The organism is Roseivirga sp., assembly GCF_965216855.1.
Lineage (GTDB): Bacteria > Bacteroidota > Bacteroidia > Cytophagales > Cyclobacteriaceae > Roseivirga.
In genome coordinates, this window is the sequence record NZ_OZ244204.1 from 942,130 (window position 1) to 967,844 (window position 25,715).

General features: G+C 43.1%; 26 protein-coding genes and 5 tRNA genes. 18 read left to right on the plus strand and 13 right to left on the minus strand.

Features of this window, described 5'->3' with window-relative positions; all coding sequences use genetic code 11:
- Window positions 1-36 precede the first annotated feature (36 nt).
- Window positions 37-1,182, minus strand: a complete 1,146-nt coding sequence (ribB, locus tag ACOOEY_RS04150) for a 3,4-dihydroxy-2-butanone-4-phosphate synthase (protein WP_420387411.1) — start codon at window positions 1,180-1,182, stop codon at window positions 37-39.
- 50 nt (window positions 1,183-1,232) lie between these two features.
- Window positions 1,233-3,146, minus strand: coding sequence for a DNA primase (dnaG, locus tag ACOOEY_RS04155; RefSeq protein ID WP_420387412.1), 1,914 nt, complete (start codon window positions 3,144-3,146; stop codon window positions 1,233-1,235).
- 133 nt (window positions 3,147-3,279) lie between these two features.
- Here dnaG and ACOOEY_RS04160 point away from each other — a divergent pair, with 133 nt between their 5' ends.
- The 5 genes from ACOOEY_RS04160 to ACOOEY_RS04180 all read left to right on the plus strand — a co-directional run bounded on the left by ACOOEY_RS04160 (window position 3,280) and on the right by ACOOEY_RS04180 (window position 7,736).
- A complete protein-coding gene (locus ACOOEY_RS04160) occupies window positions 3,280-4,374 on the plus strand; it encodes an Mrp/NBP35 family ATP-binding protein (RefSeq protein WP_420387413.1) in 1,095 nt (364 codons plus the stop codon).
- 3 nt (window positions 4,375-4,377) lie between these two features.
- Complete coding sequence (locus tag ACOOEY_RS04165) at window positions 4,378-4,614, plus strand: NifU family protein (RefSeq protein ID WP_420387414.1); 237 nt, start codon at window positions 4,378-4,380, stop codon at window positions 4,612-4,614.
- Between the two features lie 167 nt (window positions 4,615-4,781).
- Entirely contained in the window at window positions 4,782-5,573 is a 792-nt protein-coding gene (locus tag ACOOEY_RS04170) for a PASTA domain-containing protein (RefSeq protein WP_420387415.1), read from the plus strand.
- Window position 5,574: 1 nt separating this feature from the next.
- Window positions 5,575-7,431, plus strand: coding sequence for a T9SS type A sorting domain-containing protein (locus ACOOEY_RS04175; protein WP_420387416.1), 1,857 nt, complete (start codon window positions 5,575-5,577; stop codon window positions 7,429-7,431).
- A 2-nt stretch (window positions 7,432-7,433) separates the two neighbouring features.
- The gene (locus ACOOEY_RS04180; RefSeq protein ID WP_420387417.1) at window positions 7,434-7,736 is read left to right on the plus strand and encodes a rhodanese-like domain-containing protein; all 303 of its coding nucleotides are present in this window, start codon (window positions 7,434-7,436) and stop codon (window positions 7,734-7,736) included.
- Window positions 7,737-7,977: 241 nt separating this feature from the next.
- Here the strand turns inward: ACOOEY_RS04180 and ACOOEY_RS04185 are convergent, their stop codons facing one another.
- A complete protein-coding gene (locus ACOOEY_RS04185) occupies window positions 7,978-8,601 on the minus strand; it encodes an HAD family hydrolase (protein WP_420387418.1) in 624 nt (207 codons plus the stop codon).
- Between the two features lie 74 nt (window positions 8,602-8,675).
- On the opposite strand from ACOOEY_RS04185, the gene ACOOEY_RS04190 reads away from it, so the two are divergent.
- Window positions 8,676-8,749: transfer RNA gene (locus tag ACOOEY_RS04190), tRNA-Ile, on the plus strand.
- Window positions 8,750-9,064: 315 nt separating this feature from the next.
- Here ACOOEY_RS04190 and ACOOEY_RS04195 read toward each other — a convergent pair.
- Both ACOOEY_RS04195 and ACOOEY_RS04200 read right to left on the minus strand, forming a co-directional pair.
- A complete protein-coding gene (locus ACOOEY_RS04195) occupies window positions 9,065-10,666 on the minus strand; it encodes a S1 family peptidase (protein ID WP_420387419.1) in 1,602 nt (533 codons plus the stop codon).
- Window positions 10,667-10,712: 46 nt separating this feature from the next.
- Entirely contained in the window at window positions 10,713-11,288 is a 576-nt protein-coding gene (locus ACOOEY_RS04200) for a trypco2 family protein (protein ID WP_420387420.1), read from the minus strand.
- 5 nt (window positions 11,289-11,293) lie between these two features.
- Here ACOOEY_RS04200 and ACOOEY_RS04205 point away from each other — a divergent pair, with 5 nt between their 5' ends.
- A complete protein-coding gene (locus tag ACOOEY_RS04205) occupies window positions 11,294-11,605 on the plus strand; it encodes a helix-turn-helix domain-containing protein (protein ID WP_420387421.1) in 312 nt (103 codons plus the stop codon).
- Between the two features lie 123 nt (window positions 11,606-11,728).
- On the opposite strand, the gene ACOOEY_RS04210 is transcribed toward ACOOEY_RS04205, so the two are convergent.
- The 7 genes from ACOOEY_RS04210 to ACOOEY_RS04240 all read right to left on the minus strand — a co-directional run bounded on the left by ACOOEY_RS04210 (window position 11,729) and on the right by ACOOEY_RS04240 (window position 17,445).
- Complete coding sequence (locus ACOOEY_RS04210) at window positions 11,729-12,106, minus strand: DUF6768 family protein (protein WP_420387422.1); 378 nt, start codon at window positions 12,104-12,106, stop codon at window positions 11,729-11,731.
- Window positions 12,099-12,653: an RNA polymerase sigma factor gene (locus tag ACOOEY_RS04215; protein ID WP_420387423.1), complete on the minus strand. Its 555-nt coding sequence runs from the start codon at window positions 12,651-12,653 to the stop codon at window positions 12,099-12,101. Before ACOOEY_RS04215 ends, ACOOEY_RS04210 begins: the two co-directional genes overlap by 8 nt.
- A 56-nt stretch (window positions 12,654-12,709) precedes the next feature.
- Entirely contained in the window at window positions 12,710-13,240 is a 531-nt protein-coding gene (locus tag ACOOEY_RS04220) for a hypothetical protein (RefSeq protein ID WP_420387424.1), read from the minus strand.
- 58 nt (window positions 13,241-13,298) lie between these two features.
- Window positions 13,299-14,198 (minus strand): 3-hydroxyacyl-CoA dehydrogenase NAD-binding domain-containing protein, encoded by a 900-nt coding sequence (locus ACOOEY_RS04225; RefSeq protein ID WP_420387425.1) that lies wholly within the window; start codon window positions 14,196-14,198, stop codon window positions 13,299-13,301.
- A 39-nt stretch (window positions 14,199-14,237) separates the two neighbouring features.
- Window positions 14,238-15,290: a phosphotransferase family protein gene (locus tag ACOOEY_RS04230; RefSeq protein ID WP_420387426.1), complete on the minus strand. Its 1,053-nt coding sequence runs from the start codon at window positions 15,288-15,290 to the stop codon at window positions 14,238-14,240.
- Between the two features lie 115 nt (window positions 15,291-15,405).
- The gene (locus tag ACOOEY_RS04235) at window positions 15,406-16,602 is read right to left on the minus strand and encodes an acyl-CoA dehydrogenase family protein (protein WP_420387427.1); all 1,197 of its coding nucleotides are present in this window, start codon (window positions 16,600-16,602) and stop codon (window positions 15,406-15,408) included.
- 75 nt (window positions 16,603-16,677) lie between these two features.
- Complete coding sequence (locus tag ACOOEY_RS04240; RefSeq protein ID WP_420387428.1) at window positions 16,678-17,445, minus strand: glucose 1-dehydrogenase; 768 nt, start codon at window positions 17,443-17,445, stop codon at window positions 16,678-16,680.
- Window positions 17,446-17,556: 111 nt separating this feature from the next.
- On the opposite strand from ACOOEY_RS04240, the gene ACOOEY_RS04245 reads away from it, so the two are divergent.
- The 11 genes from ACOOEY_RS04245 to ACOOEY_RS04295 all read left to right on the plus strand — a co-directional run bounded on the left by ACOOEY_RS04245 (window position 17,557) and on the right by ACOOEY_RS04295 (window position 25,378).
- Window positions 17,557-18,534, plus strand: coding sequence for a zinc-dependent alcohol dehydrogenase family protein (locus ACOOEY_RS04245; protein ID WP_420387429.1), 978 nt, complete (start codon window positions 17,557-17,559; stop codon window positions 18,532-18,534).
- Between the two features lie 33 nt (window positions 18,535-18,567).
- Window positions 18,568-19,851, plus strand: coding sequence for a serine hydrolase domain-containing protein (locus tag ACOOEY_RS04250; protein WP_420387430.1), 1,284 nt, complete (start codon window positions 18,568-18,570; stop codon window positions 19,849-19,851).
- Between the two features lie 586 nt (window positions 19,852-20,437).
- Window positions 20,438-20,509, plus strand: a tRNA-Asp gene (locus ACOOEY_RS04255).
- 170 nt (window positions 20,510-20,679) lie between these two features.
- Window positions 20,680-20,762, plus strand: a tRNA-Tyr gene (locus tag ACOOEY_RS04260).
- 138 nt (window positions 20,763-20,900) lie between these two features.
- A tRNA-Gln gene (locus ACOOEY_RS04265) sits at window positions 20,901-20,973 on the plus strand.
- 406 nt (window positions 20,974-21,379) lie between these two features.
- Window positions 21,380-22,474 carry a slipin family protein gene (locus tag ACOOEY_RS04270; protein ID WP_420387431.1) on the plus strand — a complete coding sequence of 365 codons (1,095 nt, stop codon included), beginning with the start codon at window positions 21,380-21,382 and terminating at the stop codon, window positions 22,472-22,474.
- 183 nt (window positions 22,475-22,657) lie between these two features.
- A complete protein-coding gene (locus ACOOEY_RS04275) occupies window positions 22,658-23,182 on the plus strand; it encodes a hypothetical protein (RefSeq protein WP_420387432.1) in 525 nt (174 codons plus the stop codon).
- Complete coding sequence (locus ACOOEY_RS04280; protein ID WP_420387433.1) at window positions 23,164-24,585, plus strand: RtcB family protein; 1,422 nt, start codon at window positions 23,164-23,166, stop codon at window positions 24,583-24,585. The genes ACOOEY_RS04275 and ACOOEY_RS04280 overlap by 19 nt, the downstream gene beginning before the upstream one ends.
- A gap of 63 nt (window positions 24,586-24,648) precedes the next feature.
- On the plus strand, window positions 24,649-24,888 hold the full coding sequence (locus ACOOEY_RS04285; protein WP_420387434.1) for a DUF433 domain-containing protein: 240 nt from the start codon (window positions 24,649-24,651) through the stop codon (window positions 24,886-24,888).
- Complete coding sequence (locus ACOOEY_RS04290; RefSeq protein ID WP_420387435.1) at window positions 24,888-25,238, plus strand: DUF5615 family PIN-like protein; 351 nt, start codon at window positions 24,888-24,890, stop codon at window positions 25,236-25,238. The genes ACOOEY_RS04285 and ACOOEY_RS04290 overlap by 1 nt, the downstream gene beginning before the upstream one ends.
- 58 nt (window positions 25,239-25,296) lie before the next feature.
- Window positions 25,297-25,378, plus strand: a tRNA-Leu gene (locus ACOOEY_RS04295).
- Between the two features lie 33 nt (window positions 25,379-25,411).
- Here ACOOEY_RS04295 and ACOOEY_RS04300 read toward each other — a convergent pair.
- Entirely contained in the window at window positions 25,412-25,702 is a 291-nt protein-coding gene (locus ACOOEY_RS04300; RefSeq protein ID WP_420387436.1) for a TIGR03643 family protein, read from the minus strand.
- Between the last annotated feature and the right edge of the window lie 13 nt (window positions 25,703-25,715).

Genomic DNA, 25,715 nt, shown 5'->3' on the forward strand with positions numbered 1-25,715 from the left:
TAAAACGTTATCTCCCGCGAATGTTTCAGTTAAATTTTAACGATCCGTGATTTTCATTTCCACGTAATCGATAATTTCCAATCCATAGCCAATCAACCCTACCCTTTTCTGTGGGTTATTGGAAATCAGCTTGATTTTGGAAACCCCCAGATCACGCAAAATCTGTGCTCCCACACCGTAATCCTTCACGTCCATCTTCACACCAAACTTTCTGCTTAAAGGCTGGTCGGTAATACCTGTTTTTTGCAGCATACGCATCTCCTGAACCAACCTTTGTCCGCGGGAATTCTGATTCATGTAAAGTACAATGCCTTTACCTTCCTCTTCTATCATACGCAGCGCATGTTTGATCGGATTACCTGAGTCGAACTTAAATCCGAAAATGTCGCCCAGCGTACTGGACGAATGTACCCGTACCAATACCGGCTCATCAGGTTCCCATTCACCCTTTACCACAGCCAGGTGCATCTCGTTGGTGTTTATTTGTTTATAGGCTTGTAAATGGAAGTCGCCATACTCGGTAGGCAGGTCAATTCCCATGTCTCTTTCGATAAGGCTTTCATTCTCCAGGCGGTAAGAAATCAGATCTTCGATGGAAACCAGTTTGAGATTGAACCTCTCAGCTACCTTCACCAGGTCCGGTAAACGGGCCATGGTACCATCTTCATTCATAATTTCCACCAGTACTCCGGCAGGATTCAGGCCAGCCAGTCTGGATAAGTCCATGGCAGCTTCTGTATGTCCCGTTCTTCTGAGCACCCCTCCTCTTTTAGCCCTTAGGGGGAAGATATGACCGGGCTTACCTAATTCCTCAGGTCTGGTCTCCGGGTCTACCAAAGCCTTGACGGTTTTAGCCCGATCGGAGGCGGAAATACCTGTCGTACACCCATGGCCAATCAGATCGACCGATACCGTAAATGGGGTTTCATAGGCCGCTGAGTTATTATCAACCATCAGGTTGAGCCCCAGCTCGTCACATCGGTCTTCTATTACTGCCGCGCAGATCAGTCCACGACCATGTGTTGCCATAAAGTTGATGATCTCAGGTGTCACCTTATCGGCAGCGCAAATGAAGTCGCCTTCATTCTCTCTGTTCTCATCGTCTACTACTATAATTACTTCACCATTTCTGATGGCCTCAATTGCCTCTTCAATGGTATTCAGCTTAAATTCTTCCGCCATATCTCTTCTAAAAGCCCTGCAAAGGTATAAAGTTCAACAAGGGTAAAAAATCAGGATGAGATCACTGTTCCCAATTCGTCATTGATCTCTTTGAGCATCTCCTTTAAATGCTTGTGCATTCGCATGAGTTCATCCTGCTCATCTTCATTTTTCGATTTCTTCAGCGTCTCCTCATTCTGCATAATGAGCGACTCCAGTTTCTTTCTTTTCAATCTTAGAATAGCCGTATAAGCAGCATTCGGCAAATCTTCCGACTCATGAATGGTACTGATGCGATGTTTCTTTTCCCATCCTTCGCTTACGAAATATTTCATTTCCAGCAAGTCGATAACCAACTGACTCATGGTTGGGTTTTCCGGTCCTATAAATTGATCGGGTTCCAGTTTCCTTCCCTCATTCACCAGCCTGGCAGCATGGCTGAGGGTTTCTTCAATCAACTTGTTTTCAAAGTTGATAGATTCTGTTTCACCCAGAATAAACTCAGCAATACTTAGCTCTTCATCGAAAAGCTCATTGCCATAGTTCACCACCAGTCGTAAGCATTCACTCTCGGCCGGATAGGCCAGCGAACTGATATCGGGTTTCCTCTGCTCCTCTTGCTGAGGTAAGATGGGTTCTTCCGGTACTTCTGCCTCCGGCTGTCGACTCTTGCGCTGTTTCTGAATAATGAGCTTGTTCAACTCACTTAGTAAAACCTGCTCTTCTACATCCAGCAGATTGGCACAGGCAGAAACATAGACCGACCTTTTGATGCCATCGGGAATCAGGGAAATACTTTCAATGATATCTCTGATTACCTGCACCTTCTTGACCGGATCGGTTTGCTTGCCTCCATCCGTCAGGATATCGGTTTTGAAGGTAATGAAGTCGCGGGCATTGCTTTCGATGTACTCTCTGAAAGCATCAGAAGTCATGGTTCGGGAAAAGCTATCCGGATCTTCCCCATCGGGGAACACCACGGCATGCACATCCAGGTCATGCTCCAGAATCATATCTATCCCACGGAATGAGGCTTTGATACCGGCACTATCACCATCATACAACACGGTGATGTTCTTGGTATATCGACTGATGAGCTGTATCTGCTCTTTGGTTAAACTGGTTCCGCTGGAAGCCACCACATTGTGTACACCAGCCTGATGCATAGAGATTACATCGGTATAACCTTCCACCAGAAAACACTGGTCTTCATTGCGAATAGCCTGCCTGGCCTGATGAATACCATAAAGAATATTACTCTTGTGGTAGACCTCAGTCTCAGGTGAGTTAATGTATTTAGGTTGCTTCTTATCACTGCGAAGCGTTCTGGCTCCAAAGGCAATTACTTTTCCGGCTACGTTCTGGATAGGAAACATCACCCGACCTCTGAATCGGTCGTAGGTTTTATTTTCCTGCCTTAGAATCAGACCAGCCTTTTCCAGCATATCTTCAGAATGCCCCTTGCTTTTAGCAGCCTTTAATAGAGCATCCCATTGATCGAGCGAGTACCCCAACTGGAAAGTCTGTATGGTTTGTTCATTGAAACCTCTTTCCTTAAAATAACTCAGGCCAATGGAGCGCCCTTCATCAGATTTGAAAAGCTGTTCTTTAAAGAACTCATTGGCAAAATTGAGCATAATGAAGAGGCTGTCTCTTTCATTCTGCGCCTGAATCTGCTCATCGGTGCGCTCCTCTTCCTGTACTTCTATTCCATATTTGGATGCCAGGTATTTGAGCGCTTCGATATAGTTGATACCCTCGACTTCCATAACGAAGGAAATGGCATCCCCCCCCTTGCCTGAGCTAAAGCACTTGAAAATCTCCTTGCTGGGAGAAACATAAAAAGAAGGGGTCTTCTCATTAGTGAAAGGGCTAAGCCCTCTATAGTTGCTTCCTACTTTTTTAAGGCTCACAAAATCGCTGATGACCTCGACAATGTCGATGCGATTTTTGATCTCCTGAATTGTTGAATCACTAATGGCCATACGGGATTTCAAATATATGAGTAATGATCAATTACTACATAAGAGGAATGGTGAATCCTGAACTATTCTTAAGCACAAATGTTTCTATAGAATGTCGGGCGAAAGCCTTTAATTTGCACCCAAATTTGAGAAGATGGCATTGAGTAAAGAAACGGTATTGGCAGCATTACGTCATGTGCAGGATCCGGATATTAAAAAAGACCTGGTTACGTTGAACATGATTCAGGACATAGTGATTGATGGAAACCAACTGGCTTTCACTGTAATGCTCACCACTCCGGCTTGTCCGCTCAAAGAATTGATCAGAAAAGATTGTGAAGAAGCTATTGCCAAACACATTGGCGAAGAGATTGAAGTGAAGGTGAACATGAGCTCTCATGTGACCACTACCCGCGACAATACCCCTCTTTTGCCTGGTGTTAAGAATATTATTGCTGTGGCTTCAGGTAAAGGTGGTGTTGGTAAATCTACCGTAACTGCTAACCTCGCAGTAGCTCTGGCCAAACAAGGTGCTAAAGTGGGTGTGATTGATGCTGATATTTTCGGCCCTTCAATGCCTACCATGTTCAACTGTGAGCATGAGCAGCCCGGTATCAAAAAAGAAGGTGACAGAAACCTGATCATCCCTGTGCAGCAGTACGGAGTAAAACTGATTTCCATTGGTTTGCTTACACCTGCAGAAAACGCAGTGGTTTGGCGAGGACCTATGGCCAGCAGTGCACTCAAGCAGTTCATTGCCGATACGGAGTGGGGTGAGTTAGACTACCTGTTCATTGATCTGCCTCCGGGCACCAGTGATATTCACCTGACTTTGGTACAAACTGTACCGGTAACAGGCGCTGTATTGGTAACCACTCCTCAAAAAGTAGCCATTGCCGATGCTCAGAAGGGACTGAACATGTTCCAGCAGGCTCAAATCAACGTACCTGTGCTTGGAGTGATTGAAAATATGGCTTACTTTACACCGGAAGAACTGCCTGACAATAAGTACTATATCTTCGGAAGAGGTGGAGGACGTAAACTGGCAGAGAAGCACGATGTGCCTTTCATTGGAGAGATTCCATTGGTACAAGGCATTAGAGAAGGTGGAGATGTTGGATACCCTGCCATCATGCAGGATGATATAACCGGTCAGGCCTTTGGCAAAGTGGCCGAAACTGTGGCTCAGCAGATTGCCATTAGAAATGCTGAAAAGGCTGAGACCAGGAAAGTAGAAATTAACGTTTAAGATATGCTTGAAAGAGTAGAGGCAGCACTAGAAAAAATCAGACCTTTTCTGATTGCTGACGGAGGAAATGTAAAAGTGCTCGAAGTAACAGAAGACCTCGTGGTGAGGTTGGAGTTAGAGGGTGCTTGTGAATCCTGCCCCATGTCGCATATGACCATGAAAGCAGGTATTGAAGAAGCCATCAAGCGAGATATTCCGGAAATTACCGGAGTAGTTGCAGTAAATGTGGCTGAGGCCTGAACAGAAAAAAGATCATGAATCAAGGCGCTTTTTCAAGCGCCTTTTTTGTTTCTTACCACTCAATTGACCCGTGGAATTTGACACTTTCACTTATTGGTTATCTTTGTTGCCATTAAGCCGGCATCGGATAAAATGAAATAGCATTTCGTCCGTTCTAAACTTTGAAAATGAGCAAAAAGCCCTTCAGTATTTTAAGCTTTCTTAAGAACATCGGAATTATGGCAGGCATTGGAATAATTGCCCTGCTTTTCTTTTTTTATGTCTATCTGCCCTCTACCACCAATCATAATGAAACCATTACGGTACCTGATCTGGTAGGTAAGTCATTTGAAGACATTGATGAATTCCTGACCAATCGCAACCTGCGCTATGAGGTATCTGTCGACTCAGGTTTCTCTGAAGATTACGATCCTGAAGTAATCCTTAGTCAAAACCCTAAGGGAGGAGCTAAAGTAAAAGAAGACCGTAAAATCTACCTGACCCTCAACGCCAATGTACCTCCACAGGTACGCATGCCTAATCTGATCAATACAGATAAGGATAATGCCGAAGACATATTACAAAGCAATGGCTTGAAACTGGGTGAGATCAGCTATGTACCAGACAGAAGAATCAATGCTGTCATCTCCCAAAAACTAAATGGTGAAGACATCAACACAGGAACTCTCATTTACAAGGGGTCAACTATCGACCTGATTATTGGTAACGGAGAAGGCATCAGACGATTCCCTACACCTGACTTCCTGGGTAAAACTTATGAAGAAGTACAGTTCCAGATTGAGGCTTCAGGCTTAAAGCTGGATGAGGTAAACTTCATTCTTAACGACACCGTGCCGCCTAACAGAGTGTACAAACAGCTACCTCCTGTTGGTGCCATGATCAGAACAGGTGATCTCATTGAAGTCTGGATCAATAGCAGGCAGACTCCGGAAGAAGACCCTGAACCTAACCAACAGTAATTTGAACAGACTGGGATGGATCATAGGGCTCATGATAGTTTCCGTGATGACTCACGGACAGATTATCGAACGTCCGCTTCCCAATAAACATCCCAATGCGACACCAGTCTACAGTAACCATCAAAGCCAGGCGGTACTTTCTCTGCCTTTCTGGGACGATTTCTCAACAGCCGGCACCACTCCTTCGCCCAGCTTGTGGCTCAGTGGTGATCAGGTGCGCATCAGTAATGGAACAGGTGTCCAGGCCCCATCAATCAATGTAGCTATATTCGATGGTGTCGATGCCAGTGGAGCACCCTATAATGCCAGCAGCCTCATTAATGGAAAAACCGATAGTTTGGTCTCTCACCCCATTAATCTGGCAACCCTACCTCCCGATCAGGCAGACTCTGTCTTCCTTTCCTTTTTCTGGCAGGTCACCGGCAATGGAGAATTACCAGACGAAGAAGATAGCATCACTCTCGAGTTCAGAAATCAATCTGGTCAATGGGAAACTGTCTGGTCCACTACCGGAGGAATTGACCTGCAAACCGGTGAGTTCTTTCAGGAAAACATTCAGGTGAATAGCCGCTTTTTCTCAGACGCATTTCAGTTTAAGTTTCAGTCCTATTCCCGATTGGCAGGTGCTTTCGATACCTGGCTGGTAGACTACATTTATATGAATGACTCGAGATATGCCGATGACACAGCTTATCAGGACAGGGCACTGACCCGAAAACCTACTTTCCTCACAGGCCCCTATTCTGCCATGCCCACAGAGCAATTCTTCGCCAATCCTGATACTTACCTGCAAACCACGACAGTCGAATTTGTTAACCTGAACTCTTCCTTTCAGCCAGTACAATACACAGCCAGGGTTAAAGACCTGGTGGAAAATGAAGACATCGAAACACTCAATGACAATACCGTTGCCAACCCTCTGCCGGGTGCTTTTGAAAGACGAACGTTTACTTCTCCGGCACTAAACCCCGGTAACCTGAATGCATTAGCCGATTCGCTCTGGCTTGAAACCACCTATTACATTCGCTCCGGTGACAATTTCTTTATTGAAGACATTAACCCCGGAGTCGATACTACCTTCAATACCAATATCGACTATCGCTTGAATGACACCGTCAGAGTGTTGACTGTTCTGGACGACTACCTGGCCTATGACGATGGTGAGCCTGACTTTGCTGCGGGCATCAACCAAAGCGGTGGTCAGCTGGCCTATACTTTTCATGTAGAAGAAAGAGCACTCCTTACTCATATTGAAATCAATTTTCCTTTTGTGCAGCAAGCCGGGGAACCCATTGAACTTTATGTATGGAGCAAGCTGGATAATCAACCGGAATCCATCCTGTTTCAGGACTCCTACAGTGTTTTACGTCCTTCAACTGTTGGTGAATTAAGGTCTTATTTGCTGGAAGAACCTGTGTTCGTCCAAGACACATTCTATATAGGTTTCCAACAGGCCACTAATGAGTTTCTGGCTGTTGGACTTGACAAAAACTATGATTCTGGTGATATGATGTACTACAACGTCAGCGGACAATGGCGACCCAATGAATTTGTGCAGGGTAGTTTTCTAATGCGTCCCCGATTCGACAAGGGAATAGCTGAAGAACAGGGAGAAGCTTCAGGTGAAGCCCCTGACATTCGGCTTTATCCCAACCCTACGGAAGGACTTGTTTTCATAGAAGGAGAACTGGATGACCTGGCCATATACGACAACTGGGGACAGGAAGCTTCCTATCAGCTCAGCAAGGTCACTAATGGCTACACAATTGATCTGGGCATCAACAAAAAAGGGATATATTTGCTGCGCCTTACGCAAGGAGGAAAAGTAAGGATCAAACGAATCATCTTAAAACAATAGAAATGGAAATGATCACTGTTGAAGAGGTCAAAAACAGATTGGAAAAGGGAGAAGACTTCTGCTTTATCGATGTGCGCGAAGTTTGGGAATATGAAGAAGACAACATCGGTGCCCAGAACATTCCACTCGCTGAAATCCCTAATAAACTTGATGAACTGGCCGAACTAAAGGAGCAGGAAATCGTGATTCACTGCAAGTCAGGCAACAGAGCTTCTCAGGCTCAGATGTACCTGAAACAGCAAGGCTTTAACAGTGTCATCAATATGTCTGGTGGAATTGAAGCCTTCCGCGAAGCCGGATACTAATGGGGATTTGCGAGGTTAGATTTTTGATTTACGATTTAGCCTTATCCTTTATACCTGTAGTCTTAGCGAAAGGTAATTTGTCAGGTATAAAAATTACGAGGTTAGATTTTTGATTTACGATTTAACCTTATCCTTTATACCTGTAGTCTTAGCGAAAGGTAATTCGTCAGGTTTGAAAATTACGAGGTTAGATTTTTGATCTATGATTTCAGAAATCAGAATCTTTAAAGCCAAAAGCCTTCTAAAAGAGTTTCATCCAGTCATTGACTTGCTGGTTATGATAGACCTGCAAGCCCAGAGCTGATGCGGCTTCAATGTTCGATGCATTGTCATCTATGAAGAGCCCCTCACCTGCTGTCAATTGATGATCATTCAGAATAACCTGCCAGGCCTGAGGTTCAGGCTTTCTGGCCCCTACTTCTTGCGACAGATACACTTGCTTGAAGTAATCATGAAATCTCTTTTGGGGAGAAGTATAGCGGGCAATATCCAGAAACCTCCTGACGTGAATCTCATTGGTATTACTCATCACGAATAAATCGAAATCATCAGCCAGGGCTTCCAGCTTCTCAAAGCGCTCTTTGGCAATAGGTCCCAACATGGCATTCCATGCCTCATCAATCAATTCCTCAGGTCCTGTATATTTAAGTTCTTCCCGGATATGGGCCCTGAAAGTAGGATCATCGATTTCTCCACGCTCATACTTTTTAAAGAATTCTGCCGAAGCAGCCAATTCCGTTACGATACTCAACGGGTGACTGGAGATTTCAGCAAAGGCCTTATAGGTGGCTTCAGGATCGAGATCGATAATCACTCCCCCAAGGTCGAAAATGATGTATGAGATATTTGATATTTCTCTGGGCATCGGCTTTGTTTAATTAAGCCCAAATATGTAACATTGCACTCCAATTTTCAAAGGCTTTCATTAGACTTTGGATAGGGCCTATAACTCAGTTGGTTAGAGTATCTGACTCATAATCAGAAAGTCCCTGGTTCGAGCCCAGGTGGGCCCACTTGATAATTAGACAGTTACGAGAGTGACTGTCTTTTTTTATGCCGTATTTGCACGTTTTCTGCGCGTTTTTCTGAAATTCAAAACAGCCTATACGGACTGTATAGACACATTGTACCCTAAGTTACTTCTCTCCAGTTCATTTAGTAGAGAGCCTTGATATACCCTTAAATGTTCTCGAAAAATGCACCCTTTGCGAAGCACCAAAAAAAAAATCAGAAACAGAAAGAGCCTAAAATTGAAGATTGTTAAGATACAGCTGATTAAAGTTTAGATAGAATTGAGAATTAAAATTGTTTGGCTCAACAAAAGAAAGTTAATACCATTCTTTTTTGAGCTTAACATCTGTTACATTTACTCTTCTCAGAATTTCTTCAAGATTTAAATTTGCCGAATGATTCTCTAATGTGGTTAAAGCATTTGATGCATAGCCAGGAAAACTTGTAGGTAACTTCATTTGAGCAGAGTTAAAGTTATTAACCAACCATGTTGAACTAGAACCATTTTGAAAAGCCAATGAATAGGCATCCATGGCTTTTTCGTACTCATTTAATCCAAATAATATATCACCCGTTAATCCATAAGCCCCAGCCTTAAATGCAGAATCCTCAGCAGTTATCGCAGAAATAACTGAATAAAACAGACTTCGATTCAAAACCGTCTCTCTAGTCTCAGGATTATCCTCAAGTTTGGCCTCACGGTACAGTAGTAGAGAGTAGTCCTTGAGAATAGCTGAAAAGTAATTTGAATACAGGGAGCCATCAAAGCTATTTCCATTTGGATTAACCTGGTACTCTGAAAATCCTTCCGAAATTAAATTTTCCGCTTGAGGGTATCTATAAGCCACATAGCCTAGTATTTCAGGGTTATCATTTAAATATCCAGAGACTGCTTCTTCATAATTAGTTTTAGCCATTCCGAGAGACATTCTGTAACCTTCAGAGTCGCCCAAAATAGATTCATAATTTGCTTTCCTATGATAGGATCTCGCAGTCTCAATCTTTGATAGTAAACCATCAAAATACCAAATGATATCATCCAACCTCCTTGCTTGATATGCCTTGGAGATAGGGCATCGAACTCTATTATAGAATTCTTTGTATTTTGATTTATTGTGATGCACATTCAAAGCCCACAAATAGAGTTCAAGATTTGAAAAACTATAAATAGGCTTCCTTTGCCTTGTCAATTTCGCTCTTAATTCCTTATCAGTTAACGTATTATTCAAAAAAGACTCAGAAAAGTCAACAAGTCTTTCACTCATTTGAATTTCATTCAATAGAGGTGATGAGTATCCCAACGGAACAAAATACCCATTAGAAGATATAATACTGAGAGTTATGCCTATTACAAATCCATTCTCATTAATTACTGGTGCTCCACTATCTCCACTATCTATGAGAGGATTTGAAGTAACGTTATACAGATTCTTTTGTCCACTATAGCTTGTCCCTCTTCTGATTAAGAGATCCTTCACATGCAACTCTTCTAAATCCCTAGTATATGACAACGACCACAGGTTAGTCTCATGAAAAGGCAGGTTAAATGAAATATCCAAAGAGGTACAAAAGTCATTTACTTTAACTAAGTCCTCTACAGACTTAACCTTCAAAAGGGCAATATCATTATAGGAAGTAGGGCGACCACCTAAATCCTTAATTATTTCTAATTCTATCTCACCATCAAAATATTCTGAAAAGGCTTTGATCATGCCTGAACTATTCGATTCTGAACGTATTACATGTGCTGCAGTCAAAATATAACCCTGATTTAAATCAATGATAAACCCTGTACCAGACTCTTCCCCCCTTATACCTAAAATAGCTCTTCCATAATTCCTTCTTAATTTTTCTCTATCTAAGTTTTCTAAATCTACAAACCCAGGACAGGTAGCTGGGCCTTGTCGAGATAAAGACATCTTTGAAACACAAGAAAGAACTATACAACAAAAGAGAAAAAGTAAACTATGGCTTCTTAATTTTAGCATACGTAACTTTTAACTTGTGCGCATTTTGATCTTCTCCTCCAGCTCCTAGATTTAAACCAATGGGACCTAATTCAAAATCCAAACCAGGTTCTGAAGATTCCTTCACCACAAATTTCAACTCTACCGACAACTCTGAGAAGTCTAAAGGAAGCTTACCAGAAGAACTCGTAGTTGCCTTTACTTCTTTAGCAGCTTGAATTAGGGCTGTTTTTAGAGCTTCAGAGCTTCCAGATCTTTTGGCAACTGGAACTGTATCATCCTTAGAAGGTGGTGTTAGCTTAAAAGATATCGTCTGATACTCGGATTTGGACTGCTCACCTTTGGCTTTTATAAACAAGAGCTTGAATCCTCCACCTGCTTTTAAAGAATAGACCGCTTCAAAGGATAACTCAACAGACTGGAGTTCCATATTAATTCCCTCTAAATCACTTTGAGCAAAAAGCAGTGCTATTTTGGTTTCTTCAATAACGTCAGAAAGACTAACTGCATCTTGAGCAGAAAGGATTGAAGTAAAAAAAACCAGACTAATACAACATAAAATTGTCTTTTTCATTGTGCATGTTTTTTGTTAAACTTATAAAATTAAATAAAAAGAGTCGTATTTTGCAAGTTATCTGCCTAGAAGAAGAAGCATTCTTTGAGCTTGTTGAAAGGGTTCTTGAGAGACTTAATCTCAATAATCAAGAGCCTCAAAAATGGGTTGATCAGACGGAAGCTATGAAGCTCCTTAATATCAAGTCTCAAACCACTCTTCAGGAATATCGAAATAACGGAGAGATACGCTACACACAGCCCAGGAAGAGGGTCATTCTCTATGATCGTGATAGCATCAATGAGTTTCTAGAAAAACACTCTAAAAACACGTTTTAAAGATGGAAAAGGAACGAGAAGAAGAGCAATGGCAAGCCCAAAGACTTTTTAACGGGTATAACATTGACAAAATCGAAAAATTCCTTAACTAAAGTCAATCTATTTTCTATCAACCTATTTTAGTCACCTCTTACTCAACAAAGAAACCTGGTACTCCAACCGCTTGATTTCACGGAGTAACGCATTTTTATCCATTTGATTCCAGCTCCAGATTTTGAGCAACACCATAGCGATAAAGCCTATCAGGGTGTAGAACATCCACTCCAACTTGTCATTGGTTTCTTCTGCTCCAAGCATTTCAATCAGGGTATAAACACTCACAGCGAATATGGCCAGGTGAACAACGGTTGTCACAATGTTCAACCAGCTGTTTTTACCCTTATACAAACCCACCAGCATTTGTGGTAGATTCTGCTCCCCCATTTCATTGAAGTACTGAGCTTCTTCTTTACTCAATGCCTGCTGAATGAGCTCATCGAATTCCTTTTCTGATTTATTCATGGTTTACCTCCTGTAATTTTTGCTTTAATAATTGTCTGGCATGAAAAAGTCTCGATTTGACAGTCCCCTCCGGTAATTCCATCATCACCGAAATCTCTCTGACACTATACTTTTCCATATAAAACAGTCTTAAGATCTGTTGCTGCATCTCGGGTAGTGCCCGAATGCTTCTGAGCATTTGCTCTATGCGGTCATGGTTGGCGGTACCAGACTCGTCTTCTTCCTTCAGTTCTTTCTGAAGTTCCTGATTTACCTCCCGCTCCTTCTGCTGTTGCCGGATATAGTCGGCCGACCTTCGCTGTACGATGCGGTAGGCCCAAAAACGAAAGAGAGCGGGATCTTTTAACTGACCTATACCCTTGAAAATGGATATCCAGCTTTCCTGAGCAATTTCCCCCGCCAGTTCCTGATCTTTCAGAAAATCATAAGACCATTTGAGTATTCTGGGCTGCCATCGGTTCCAAAGTAAGCCGATGGCTTCCTCATCCTTCTCGCGACAGCGGATTACCAGTAATTCATCAAATATTTGGTCGGAGTCCCTTTTCATGCCTCGTTCAACTAAAGGTCGTCAACGTACGGCTAAGGTTCACTGGAACAGTGTTTTTATTGCATTGACAGTTCCTGCCAGATTCGATTCCAATGGGCTCGCTGGGCGTTGTACTCCTTAGTGCTGGCAGTCAGGTATAATACATAGGGCGTATCATCTATGGAAAAAATGTAGTATTCCGTTGTTTCCTGAATCGCTCCTTTTAGGTTGGTAAAGGTTGTTTTGATAAAAGGAATGCCTTCCTTCACACCTTCTTCAGAATTCAGTACTTCGAAGTGCTCAAGCTTCTTTTTAGCTGCCTTGGTTAGTACCCGGTCAAGCTTCTTCAGAGAAGGGGATTTATTGTAGTATATAGAGCTGGGTGTTGTGAGCTTTAACACCTTTCTGTCCTCATCGGGCCTGAGTGGACTCCAAACAAATAACTTTTCGACTTCCAGTATATAATTCTCCTTTGACGTATTATCAATTGGCCTGACGATCCAGTCTGCCGGGTATTCCAACCGGAGATGTTCGTTGGTGTAGGCGCTACTGCGCACCCCCTCATTCGCCAGAACAGAGAGCAATAGTAGTGTTAGGAATGACTTCATAACCAGTGTGTTGCTGAAGAAAGTTACCTAAAATGGAGGAAAAGTAAAATCAGAATTTTCAAGCACCCTTGACAAAGCCTTCCTGCTTGTAGGCAGGATTGGGGTAGTCATAAAATCCGGCTCCGGCTTTTACACCAAGCCGACCCTGGTCAATATAGTGTTTCAATAAATCAGCGAACTTTTGACTTTGGCCATCATTTTGAGCGGAGGCAATATGCCAGGCAGTATCCAGGCCCACATTGTCGAGAATACCGAATGGCCCCATATCCATCTTAAAGTTCCCCATCCAGCTTCTGTCAATATCTTCAATACTGCCAATATCCATTGCTTTCAGGTTTCCGGCTGCAGTGATGAGCGCCATCAGGATATAATTGAAGAGATAGCCGGGGTTTTCTTTTTGGACCAGAACGGGTGTTTGCCAAAACTTCTCTCCTAATTCATGCAATAAAGGCGGTATCCATAAAGCAGTACCCGGGTGGGGCATGATATCTACTACATTGGCGTAGAAAACATCATGGAAATGGAAATTACAAAAGCGCTCTGGTCGGCCTGAAGCTTCCGCCAGCTGTGACCCCAGCAGAAAGCTGGTATTGGTGGTAAACAAGGTTTTCTCCGGACAAAGTTGTCCGAACTCCTTCCAGACTTTCTTCTTCAGTGCGAGGTCTTCAGTCACACTTTCGTTGATAAGATCGGCATCATCCGAAGCTAGTTCAGCATTAGTAGTAAAGCTCAATCTTGCCTTAATGGCATCAATAGATTCTGGCTCCAGCACCTTTCGCTTGATCAGAGATTTTAAGATCTGGTCTTGCGTAAGAATAGCCGTATCCAGTGCCTTTTCATTAATATCGAAGATAGTAGTCTCAAAACCACTGATAGCTGACTGAAGAGCAACCCTTAATCCTAATGTCCCCGCTCCCAGAATCAGTACCTTATTGATGTCCTGTATTTCCAATTTCATAGTTTCATTTCTTCACTCAGTCCCTGAGAATGAATCACTTCAAATAGCATCCTTCTCGATGGCTTTGATGGCATTGGCCCCGCAGGCTTTCACTGCGTAAATCAGATGAGCAAAGCGAGGATCGTTAGTTAAGCCTTTCTTGTATCTGGCATAAATCTGCTGAATGATCACTCCGATTTTGAAAGCTCCGAATACATAATAAAAAAGCTGATCTGAGAGATCAAAACCCGTTCTTTCAGCATAATGATCTACAAATTCCTTTCGAGTGAAGTTACCCGGCAACCAGGTAAGACTGAACTGTTTAAGTATATCTGAATCTCCTGCTTCTGCCCAATAGGCCAACGAGGTACCCATATCCATCAATGGGTTACCAACTGTAGCCATTTCCCAATCTAAAACTGCCCTGATATCGCTCAGATCATCCGGATTTAAGACAAGATTATCGTATTTATAATCATTGTGGATTAATGAAATAACTGTTTGCTCCGGCACATTTTTCTGTAACCAATCGGCTGTCTGATTCATAGACTCCAGCGTATCGGTCTCGGCCTTATAGTATCGACCTATCCATCCCTCTACCTGCCTCTGGGTGTATCCATCTGGTTTACCAAAGTCTTCCAAACCGGCAGCTTTTAGATCAATTCTATGCAATTCCGCCAGATGGTTGACAGTCGACCGGGAGATGGATTGCATCACCTGAGGATTTAAATCTAAGTCTGCTGCAGGTTGTCCACGCAAAATCACTCCTCTCACCCTTTCCATCAGATAGAAGTCAGCGCCCATCACCTCATGATCCTCACAAAAAAGTACCGCTTTGGGCGCTTTATGATAAAATGGTTCTAATGCCTTTAGGACCCTATATTCTCTGGCCATATCGTGTCCACCTTTGATATTGGCTCCAAAAGGAGGGCGTCTAAGCACATATTCCTGTCCTTCTGTTTTGATTAAATAAGTCAAGTTGGAGAAGCCAGATGGAAACTGATTGACTTCAATTTCACCGGAAAATCCTGGTAAATGCTTATGAAAATAAGCTTTCAGCTTTTGAAGATCGAGTTCCTCTCCAAGTCTTATATCTTTGGCGCTATCGATCATAAGGATTCGTCATTACGAGGAAAAAGGCTGATCCAAGTCAGATTAGGCACGTTACGATCTTTCGCTATCGCAAATTTTGCAATGTGTAATGATAATTGAGGTTCGTATTCAAAAATCATAATCCATACCCCTTTAAAATCGCCTTTGCCAGGCTAGCCTTATGCACTTCATCCGGACCGTCATAAATTCTCGCCCCTCTTTCATGCCTATACCAGAATGAAAGCAGGGTATCATCTGTTATACCCAGTGCACCGTGTACCTGAATCGCTCTGTCCAGTACTTTCATCAGTACATCAGCCACATAGAATTTGATGGTTGAAATTTCCAACCTGGCTGCTTTAGCTCCCTCCGCATCCATTTTTGCCGCGGCATTCAAAACCATCAGCCTGGAAGCATCAATTTCGGCTCTGCTCTCGGCTATCCAGTTTTGCACGGTTTGCTGATGACCTAACATCCTTCCATGACCTAATTCTCTCTCTGCTGCCCTGCGGCACATCATATCGAATGCTCTTTCACAGATACCTATCCATCGCATACAGTGGTGAATTCTCCCTGGCCCGAGACGCATCTGAGCCATTCTAAATCCTTCTCCTCTTTTACCTATCAGGTGGCCGGCTGGAACCCGACAATCATTCAGTCTGATTTCAGCATGTGAAAAGTATCCTGCTCCGGCATCACCCATAATCGGAATATTCCTTACCAATTCGAATCCGGGAGTATCAGTAGGCACCAGTATCATGCTTGCCCGCTCATAAGTATCGGCTTCAGGATCTGTTACCGCCATGACTACACAGAATGCAGCACCATCGGCTGCCGTAGTAAACCATTTATGCCCGTTCAGTATAATCTCATCTCCCTCGAAGATGGCCGTTGTGGCCATATTAACAGGATTAGAACCTGCAAACTCCGGCTCTGTCATTCCAAAACAACTGCGTATCTCTCCATCCATCAATGGCTTTAGCCAGGACTCTCTAATTTCTTTCGAGGCGAATTGATGTAATAGCTCAATGTTACCGATATCGGGTGCCTGGCAATTGAATACATAATGACCAATTACTGAAGTACCCAGCAGCTCGGAAATCTGACCAAACTCCACCATGCTTAACCCTAAACCGCCCTCCTCCTCTGAGAGATAAGGAGCCCATAAGCCCAGGGCTTTTACTGCCTCTCTTTTGGCATTGAGAATAGCTTCTGTCTCTTCCCAATCTCCTTTTAAAAGATGAAGTTCGGTTGGATATAATTCTTCCTCTACAAAAGCCTTTATGCCGGGGTAAATAGATTTGAGTTTATCGGTGGCGTATAAATTGTTCATGAGATTTGTGATTATTCGTTATCAGTTATTGATTAAGAGTAGCTTACGATTAACCAATAACGCTTAACTAATTAACTAAATAGTAAATCCACCATCAGCCGAAATCACTGCTCCGGTCACGAAGGCTGAAGCCGGAGAGGCCAGATAAAGAGCCAAACCAGCAATATCCTGCGGTTGAGCCACCATAGGAAGAGCCTGCTTCATCATAATCATCTTCATGATCTTCTCATTTGAAGTAAGTGCTTCGCTAAACTTCGTCTCTACGAGACCGGGACAAATGGCATTGACCCGGATATGATCTTTCCCCCACTCCCTAGCCATCACTTTACTCAGTTGAATCAATGCGGCTTTACTCACTGAATATAAACCCAGACCATGACCTGGGGTAATTCCTTCTATACTGGAAATATTGATAATGCTCCCTCCTCCCCGACTCTTCATACTATCGAGGCAGTACTCAGCCAGATTTAAAGGCCCTTGTACGTTCACTTGCATGATCTTCTGAAAAGCCTCGTTACCTGCATCTTCCAAAGGACCGAAGACCGGATTCGCTGCGGCATTATTAACCACAATATCAACTCCTCCTAAAGTTTTGATGGTATTCTCAGCCAATCGCTGGATTTGCTCATCATCACCCATATGGCAAGCCGAAGCAGATGCCAACCATCCCTGATCATTAATTTCCTTAGCTACAGCATCAACAGCATCCTGTTTCCGACTCGATACCACCACATGAGCACCTTGCTGGGCAAGTGCTTCGGCTATGGCTTTACCAATGCCCTTACTGGCTCCTGTGACAATGGCTACTTTTCCTGATAAATCAAATTGCTTAGATATTTCCATAATGTGAATTCGGTGAGGGTATCTAAGATAATTAATTTAATTTGGTATGCATGACGAGTAATTTGAACTTGTTACCGATTTTAAAATCCATCACCCTACATTGACCTACCTATGAAAGCAATACAATTTAAGAGAAAAGGACTACCAAAGGACGTGCTCGAATTAGTCGAAGTGGAAAAACCACAACCGAAAGCAGGCGAAGTGCTTATCAAAGTGAAGAAGGCCAATATTGTTCCTGCAGATATTATGTTCATTCAGGGCATGTATGGTATTCGTCCTGAGTTACCGCAAATCGCTGGTTTTGAAGCTACCGGGGTTATTGAGGCCGTTGGTGGAGGAGTAGCCTATCCTCAAGGCACAGCGGTGATCTTTACTGGTACGGGAGTCTGGGCAGAATATGTTTGCGTAGATGCCAGAGCGATAATACCCAAACCAGAGGCCATGCCTGATCAGGTGGCTGCCCAGGCCTTTATCAATCCGCTCACTGCCTATGGCATGCTCATGGAGGCGCAACTCCAGGCAGGCGACTGGCTATTGCTCACAGCAGCCAACTCTGCTTTCAGCAAATTTGTAATTCAGCTGGCTGCTTCAAGAGGCATTCAGGTCATCGGAACGGTAAGGTCAGACGAGCAGAAAGAAGGTCTGCTGGCACTAGGAGCCAAAGGCGTAATCAACGAGAAGACCGAAAATCTGTTTAAGTCCGTAAAGACCATCACAGAGGGACAAATGGTGAAGGTGGCCTTCGATGCAGTGGGTGGTGAGTTAGGCGACCTGGTGCTCAATGCCTTACAATCCAACGGTCTTATGCTGGTATATGGTGCTCTAAGTTTGCGACCTGTTCCGGTTAACAATGGGCTCATGATATTCAAGAACCTGACAATGAAAGGCTTTTGGCTTACTACCTGGATAATGGGCTTAAGTAAAGAACAACGTCAGCAGATCATTCCTGAAGTATTGGGTATGCTCACCAAACAATCTCTCAAAGCAGATATTGAAGCAGAGTATGACCTGAAACAGTTTCAACAAGCAATTCAACACATGGAATCTCAGGGTAGAAAAGGTAAGATCCTTCTCAATATGAACGAATGAGGAGAATGATTAACTTCAGGAAACCTTAACCTGATGAAACATCATATTCTTTCCCTCTTTCTTGCTGTAGTATTAATCGGTTGTCAGTCTTCCGAAGAAAAGAAAGTCTGGCTCTCAGAAGCCAACCCTGTCGAAGCCGGATTTGTCAATGGCTTTGAACAAAGCATGGATACCTACATTCAGCAGGCAGTAGATGACCATATCATTATTCCCGGTGGCACCTTTATGATTGCCAAAAATGGTAACATCGTGTACAATAAAAGCTTTGGCACTGTGGATGGAGAACCTTATGTAAATGATGATATCTATCGCATTGCTTCCATGACCAAGGCAGTCACCTGTGTGGCGATGATGCAACTGGTAGAACAAGGCAAGGTGAACCTTGATGATCCGGTTTATGAATATATCCCGGCCTATAGAAATCAGGTCGTATTGGATGAATTCAATGCTGCCGACTCTACCTATACCACCGTTCCAGTCGATCGGCCCGTAACCATTCGTCATTTGATGACACACACCTCTGGGATTGTCTATGGATCTTTTAATCCCGGTAAGCTCATGGCTGTTTATGAGCAATTTGATATGAACGTAGGCTTTTCACATCCCGAATGGACAACCGAAGAATGGATTGACAGGCTGGCTGAAGTACCTCTGGCACATCAACCGGGAGACCGCTTTTCCTATGGCTTAAACATGGATGTGATGGGAAGAATCATTGAAGTCGTATCCGGTCAGAAACTGAATGCATATTTCAAAGAGCATATTTTCGATGTGGTGGGTATGAAAGACACCCGGTTCTATCTGGCAGAAAGCCAGTTCGACAGGCTTACACCTGTGATGATGAAAGCCGACAGCACTTATATCAATACCGACACAATGGGTTTTGACGCATTCACCAACTATCCCAAAGAGGGACCCAGAGACCTGTTTGCCGGAGGAGCCGGTTTAAGTTCAACAGCCATGGACTATACTAGATTCATCGAAACACTGGTCGAAGGTGGTGGCCAGCTTTTGGGAGAAGAGGCTATGAATGAAATGACTAAAGACCAACTCCCCAAGATCATAAATGATTATGAGAACTATCCGAAAGGGAGTGACGGTGGATTTGCACTGGGCTTTCAACTTTATCAGGATAAGCCCACCAAGGTCAGCCCCAAATCACCGGGTACTTATGAGTGGGGAGGCTATTTCAACACCAAATTCTTCATTGATCCGGCAGAACAAATGGTCTTCGTAGGCATGACACAGGTTAATGGATTTCAGCATCCTGAGTTCTGGAATGAGATGTATGAACTTATCTATCAAGGGATTAATTAAACAATACCCGTATAAACGGTTTTACGATTAATTTAAAGATGATGAAAAAATTTAATTTTTTTCAAATCTATAAATACCTGAAATACTGATAGTTAACTTATTTATATATAGAGAGCCATTTTGGTTCTCTTGATGAAACCGTTTGCAAATTAGAAATCTCTTTTTCTACCTTTGTGCCACATAAGAAATGAAAGCACTTTTCTCACATATCAACGAAATACAACCAATGGAAACATGGAGTTATATTGATTGTGATGTGCTACGGTTCGGGATTATAAGTTAAACTTAAGGATAAAGACACTTAGAAACCCGGGCCATTTGGTTCGGGTTTTTTGTTTCAAATGAATTAATGATGCAAAAGAGAATGATGCACTTAGAGCAATTATGGACATCACCATTGGGTTATCAAAATCTCAAAGATTTTGACGGTGCTGCCATATGTCTTTTGCCAAATAAGACCGGGAAATTAATGACTTGACAATTCCGTATAAACGGCATTGAAAAGCCCGGTCTGTATAAGGCCGGGCTTTTTTTGTGCTCTTCCTTACAGACGGTTGGAGCAAAAGAAGAGCTCAGGTCGACAATTGGTACCGTAGTTCAGGGGTAGAATAGATTAATGTCTATAATCAGGTCGAGGGTTCGAATCCCTCCGGTACCGCGCTAAAGGAGAGGCAGAACGAGTGTCTCCTCAATTTGGAGAAGGGTTAGAGCCCCTAAATAGCCTTTCGTTCGGGCTATGATGTTTGAAAAAGCTCCAGGGTAAATAGCAGGTTATCTGTCATGTGTCGGGTTGAACAATCAACACAATCATGAAAAGATAACCTCAATGGAAATGCGATAACGCGGGAGAGTTATGCCGGTCTGTAAAACCGGTGCTAATGGCTTAGCAGGTTCGAATCCTGTCATTTCCACGGGATACATTCAGGTATAAGACCTGATGAGGGTTTCTGTATAACCCCATAGTACCGAGCCAATAGGTCACGGTATGCTGCTTAGCTTGATTTTCCCACGCTTGTATACGGAGGTTCGACTCCTCCCCGACCCTCATTGGGTTGGTAACTCAGTCTGGTTAGAGTAACGAGCTCTGTAATCGTTGTGGGTTCGAGTCCCACCTTCAACTCCGGGTATAACCGGTTGGCTGATGTAGCTCAATAGGTAGAGCACCACACTGTTAACGTGGAATGGATTAGGTTTCCATTGACAGAAGTTCATCGGATCTTCTTTAAAAAAACGATGCCAGAAACAAGTAAGCCCATGCAGGCTGCCCCTGATTACTTCGGTTAACAGGAGCATTCTGAGTAAGCCAGGGTGGTTTAGGATACCGCCTGATGAAAATGCTGACTTCAGCGATCTGTCGCTGGTTGTGAAAACGACCACTTCAAATACTGAACTCCGGATTGAATTCAGGCTCAATAGACACTCCGCTTTCGAAGAATGGTAGCCTGCCAGGCCCTTGCTAAAATTGAAACTATTTGGCCAATAGCTATAAATCATGTTTAACCGGGGGAAACCCCACAACCGAAACAAAATGAAAAGGATACGAATCAACGAAGGAAAAGTCGGTTTGGTGTTCAGAAATGGCGACTACAGGAGAGTAATCACTGCTGGTGTTCAGTGGGTGGGGTTTCTGGATACCGTCATGGTCTATAGCCTGGCCGACCAGTTCTACGCTTCTAAAGACCTGAACATACTCTTGAAAGATCAGGAGTTGGCAGATATGCTGGAAGTTGTGAGCGTAAGAGACAATGAGTTGGTTATGCACTATGTGGATGACCGATTCAACGGCATACTCACTGTTGGACAATATGCTTTCTGGAAGGGTCTGAAAGACCATCAATTCATCAGAATTGACCTGAGTGATTACAACATCACCCAAGATATTGGTAAAGACATTCTGACCAGAACCGAAGTACAACGTTACATCAGGGTCTTTGTAGTCGAGTCTTATGAAAAGGCCCTATTGATGGTAGATGGAAAACTGGAAAAAATGCTTGATAAAGGTATTTACTACTTCTGGAGAAACACTACCGCCATTAGCGTACTTAAGGCAGACATGAGGAAACTTCAGATGGAAGTTTCTGGTCAGGAAATTCTGACCAGCGATAAAGCTGCATTGAGAATCAATTTCTATTGCCAGTATCAGGTGGTTGATGTAGAGCAATATCTCATCGATAACAAAGATGCAGTAAGGCAATTGTACATTTTAATGCAACTGGCCCTAAGGGAATACATTGGCGGTTACTCTCTGGACGAATTGCTGGAACAAAAGTCTGCCATTGCAGACTATGTACAGGAATACCTGAAGAGCAAAGCAAATACGCTGGGAATTGAGGTCTGGGATTGTGGTGTCAAGGATATCATACTTTCTGGTGAACTGAGAAACATCATGAACCAGGTATTGGTAGCCCAAAAGCAGGCTCAGGCCAATGTAATTACCCGCAGAGAAGAAACTGCTTCTACCAGAAGCTTGCTGAATACAGCAAAGTTAATGGAGGATAACGAAATGCTATTCAAGCTCAAAGAGATGGAATACGTAGAAAGAATTGCTGATAAAATTAACAGCATTTCTCTATCTGGCGGAAACCAGGTAGTCGATCAGTTGAAGGAGATCTTCTCCAGGTAATTTAGAGCTCAGGTGAGGATGTCATTCCCGTTTTCACGGGAATGACTAATCCAAAGAGTTAAAGAGTCACATATGAAACAATTATATCAAACTGAGGGGATGCCTTCCATATCTGTGGATTACACAGGCTCATAAAGAGTAACTGTCCGCAGAACTGAGAGGTATCTGCCCTCTCTAAGCAAAATGGACATTTACGAAGAATACATCGCAAGTATAATCCAAATGGCAGATCAGGCCATTGACAATGGTCAATATGAAGAAGCCCGAAAATGGTTTGTAAAAGGGTTGTTTGAAGAACCAGGACATGCTAAACTTCACTTTCGTCTGGCTTGTCATTATCACTACAACCTGTTAAACAAAGCTGAGGCTGAAAAGCACTATTGGTTAGCCATTCGTTTTCAGGCAGACTACAAGAACGCCTTCGATAACCTGGCCGATCTATACCTGGAAAACGACAAATATGATGGACTGGAAAACCTGATGAGTAAAGCTTTGAAGGTAGAAGGCTTCAACAAAACCTTTGTCTATGAAAATATGGGCAAGGCAGCCGAAGCCAAAAGCCAGTTTAGCAAGGCCATTGCCTATTATCGCAAAGGTTTGATGCAGGCACTGGATAATTATGATGTGGACGACTTGAAAGACCACATCAAGAGAAACAAGTATAAAAGATTGAAAAAACGCTGGAAATTATGGCAACGCGAAAATTAACAGGAAAGGATCTCAGAAAGTTGGGATTCCCCGAAGGAAGAGCCATTGGTGAAGCCATGAAAGTGCTGGATGAGCACTTCAAGGGTAAATCCATACTCCATAAAAAAGCCATGCTGAAAAAGGTAGTGACTAACCCAGGGCTTTATTTAAAGCATGAAGTACTGGGTCCGGTTGCCACGGCCTTGATCATTAAAACAGAACATAATGAGACCCTGGCGCTAAGGGAGAAGAGAGTCCCTTACAGCATTTATGGAGCAGAGGGGATTGATCAGGGGGCAATCAATCAAATGGAAGTGGCCATGAAATTACCTATCACGAGACATGGGGCTTTGATGCCCGATGCCCATCATGGTTATGGATTGCCAATTGGAGGTGTTTTGGCCACAGAAAATGCAGTGATCCCTTATGGTGTAGGGGTTGATATCGGATGTAGAATGTGTATGACAGTCTATGATATTCCTCCGGCCTACGTACATCAAAGTACAGATGCCTTAAAGGAGATGCTTTTGGATCACACCAAATTCGGTCAGGCAACCTTTAAAAGACCGAAAGATCACGAAGTACTGGACAAACCTCTTTTCAATGAAATCAATTTATTGAAATCGTTGAAAGATACTGCCTGGAAACAGATCGGATCTTCAGGTGGAGGTAACCACTTTGTAGAGTTTGGTATCACTGAAATACATTCAGAGATCAATGAATTCAACCTGCCAGTAGGCAAGTATCTGTCGGTTTTATCTCACTCGGGATCGAGGGGACTTGGTGCTAATATCGCAAGACATTACACCAGGCTGGCCATGGATATGACCAAATTACCAGGAGAGGCCAAACACCTGGCCTGGTTGGATTTAGATACTGAAGCGGGTCAGGAATACTGGTTAGCCATGAATCTGGCGGGTGACTATGCCTCGGCTTGTCATCACCAGATTCACGATAGGCTGGCAGCAGCTCTGGGTGAGCAACCACTGGCACTGATCGAAAATCACCACAACTTTGCCTGGAAGGAACAAGATGCGGAAGGAAAAGAGATCATTGTTCATAGAAAAGGTGCTACTCCGGCCGGTGAAGGTGTGTTGGGAATTATTCCTGGTTCTATGACTTCTCCCGGCTTCATTGTAAAGGGGAAAGGTAATACTGAATCAATTAATTCCGCATCGCATGGAGCGGGCAGGGTACTTTCCAGAACCAAAGCCAAACAAACGCTTTCTAAGAAAGAGGTGAAAAAACACATCAAGAAAGCAGGAGTAACGCTTATCGGATCGGGACTGGATGAGGCGCCACAGGTATACAAAAACATACATGAGGTAATGGCTCAACAAACAGATCTGGTGGAAGTATTAGGCACGTTTGAACCCAAAGTGGTAAGAATGTGTGGTGATGAAAGGTTTGGTGAAGTCGACTAAATAAGGGAGTTCTTATTTGAACTCCTTTAATTATTATGACGTAAGATTGATTAAATTCATGCAATGAACTGGAAAAATCATATAGTGTCAGACAGAGCTGTTTTACTTGGCAAGCCTGTAATTAAGGGAACCAGAATTTCAGTTGAGTTTATCCTTGAAAGAATGGCTAATGGTTGGACTGAATCTACAATTCTTGAGAACTATCCCCACATCACCCACAAAGACCTTCAAGCCGTTTTCGCTTATCTAAATGACTGTGTTAAAGATGGCTTAATGGTAGAGCCCAGGTCAAAATCTGCATAATGAAGTTTCTAGCGAACGAAAATTTTACTGCAGCTTCAGTAAATCAACTCAAATCTAACGGTATAGATGTAGTCTGGATTACCGAAATTTCCCCAGGGATATCTGACCATGAGATTATGAATTTCGCCATTAATGAGAATAGAATCATCCTAACGCACGATGGTGACTATGGTGAACTAATCTTTAAACACCATTATAGGCCTCCGGGAGTTATTTACTTCAGGCTTACTCAATTTGCCCCAGCAGAACCTTCAATAATACTGACTAATCTGATAGAGGAAGAATATGACTTTAAAAACCGATTGACAGTCATCGATTCCGATTCAATAAGGGAAAGGAAATTTTCATAAAAACCCTGCATTAGCATTGTTGCTTATTGAAAAGATTTTCAGTTATCTTTGCCACCCTGCGCATGTGGCGAAATTGGTAGACGCGCTGTCTTCAGGCGGCAGAGCCTTCGGGTGTGGAGGTTCGAATCCTCTCATGCGCACTTAAAGCCCGGTATAAACCGGGCTTTTTTATTTCACTTTGGTCTGTTGCGTTTACTAATCTTATTGCCGGTAATGGCTCGCTGTAATCCGCTTTTAAAACGACCGGAATCTTGCAAAGACGAATGTTTGGTCTTTCTACCCTGAACCCGCTCTCTCCATAATTTGAAAGAATTTGGCTTCAATTCCTGTCTCATCAGTTTGATGACTTCTTTCTCAGGGAGTCCAAACTGCTGCTCGATTGCCTCAAATGGCGTCCGATCTTCCCAGGCCATCTCAATAATGCGGTCTATATCTTCAAAGCTCAGTCCAAATTTACCGATCATGAACCGTCAACCC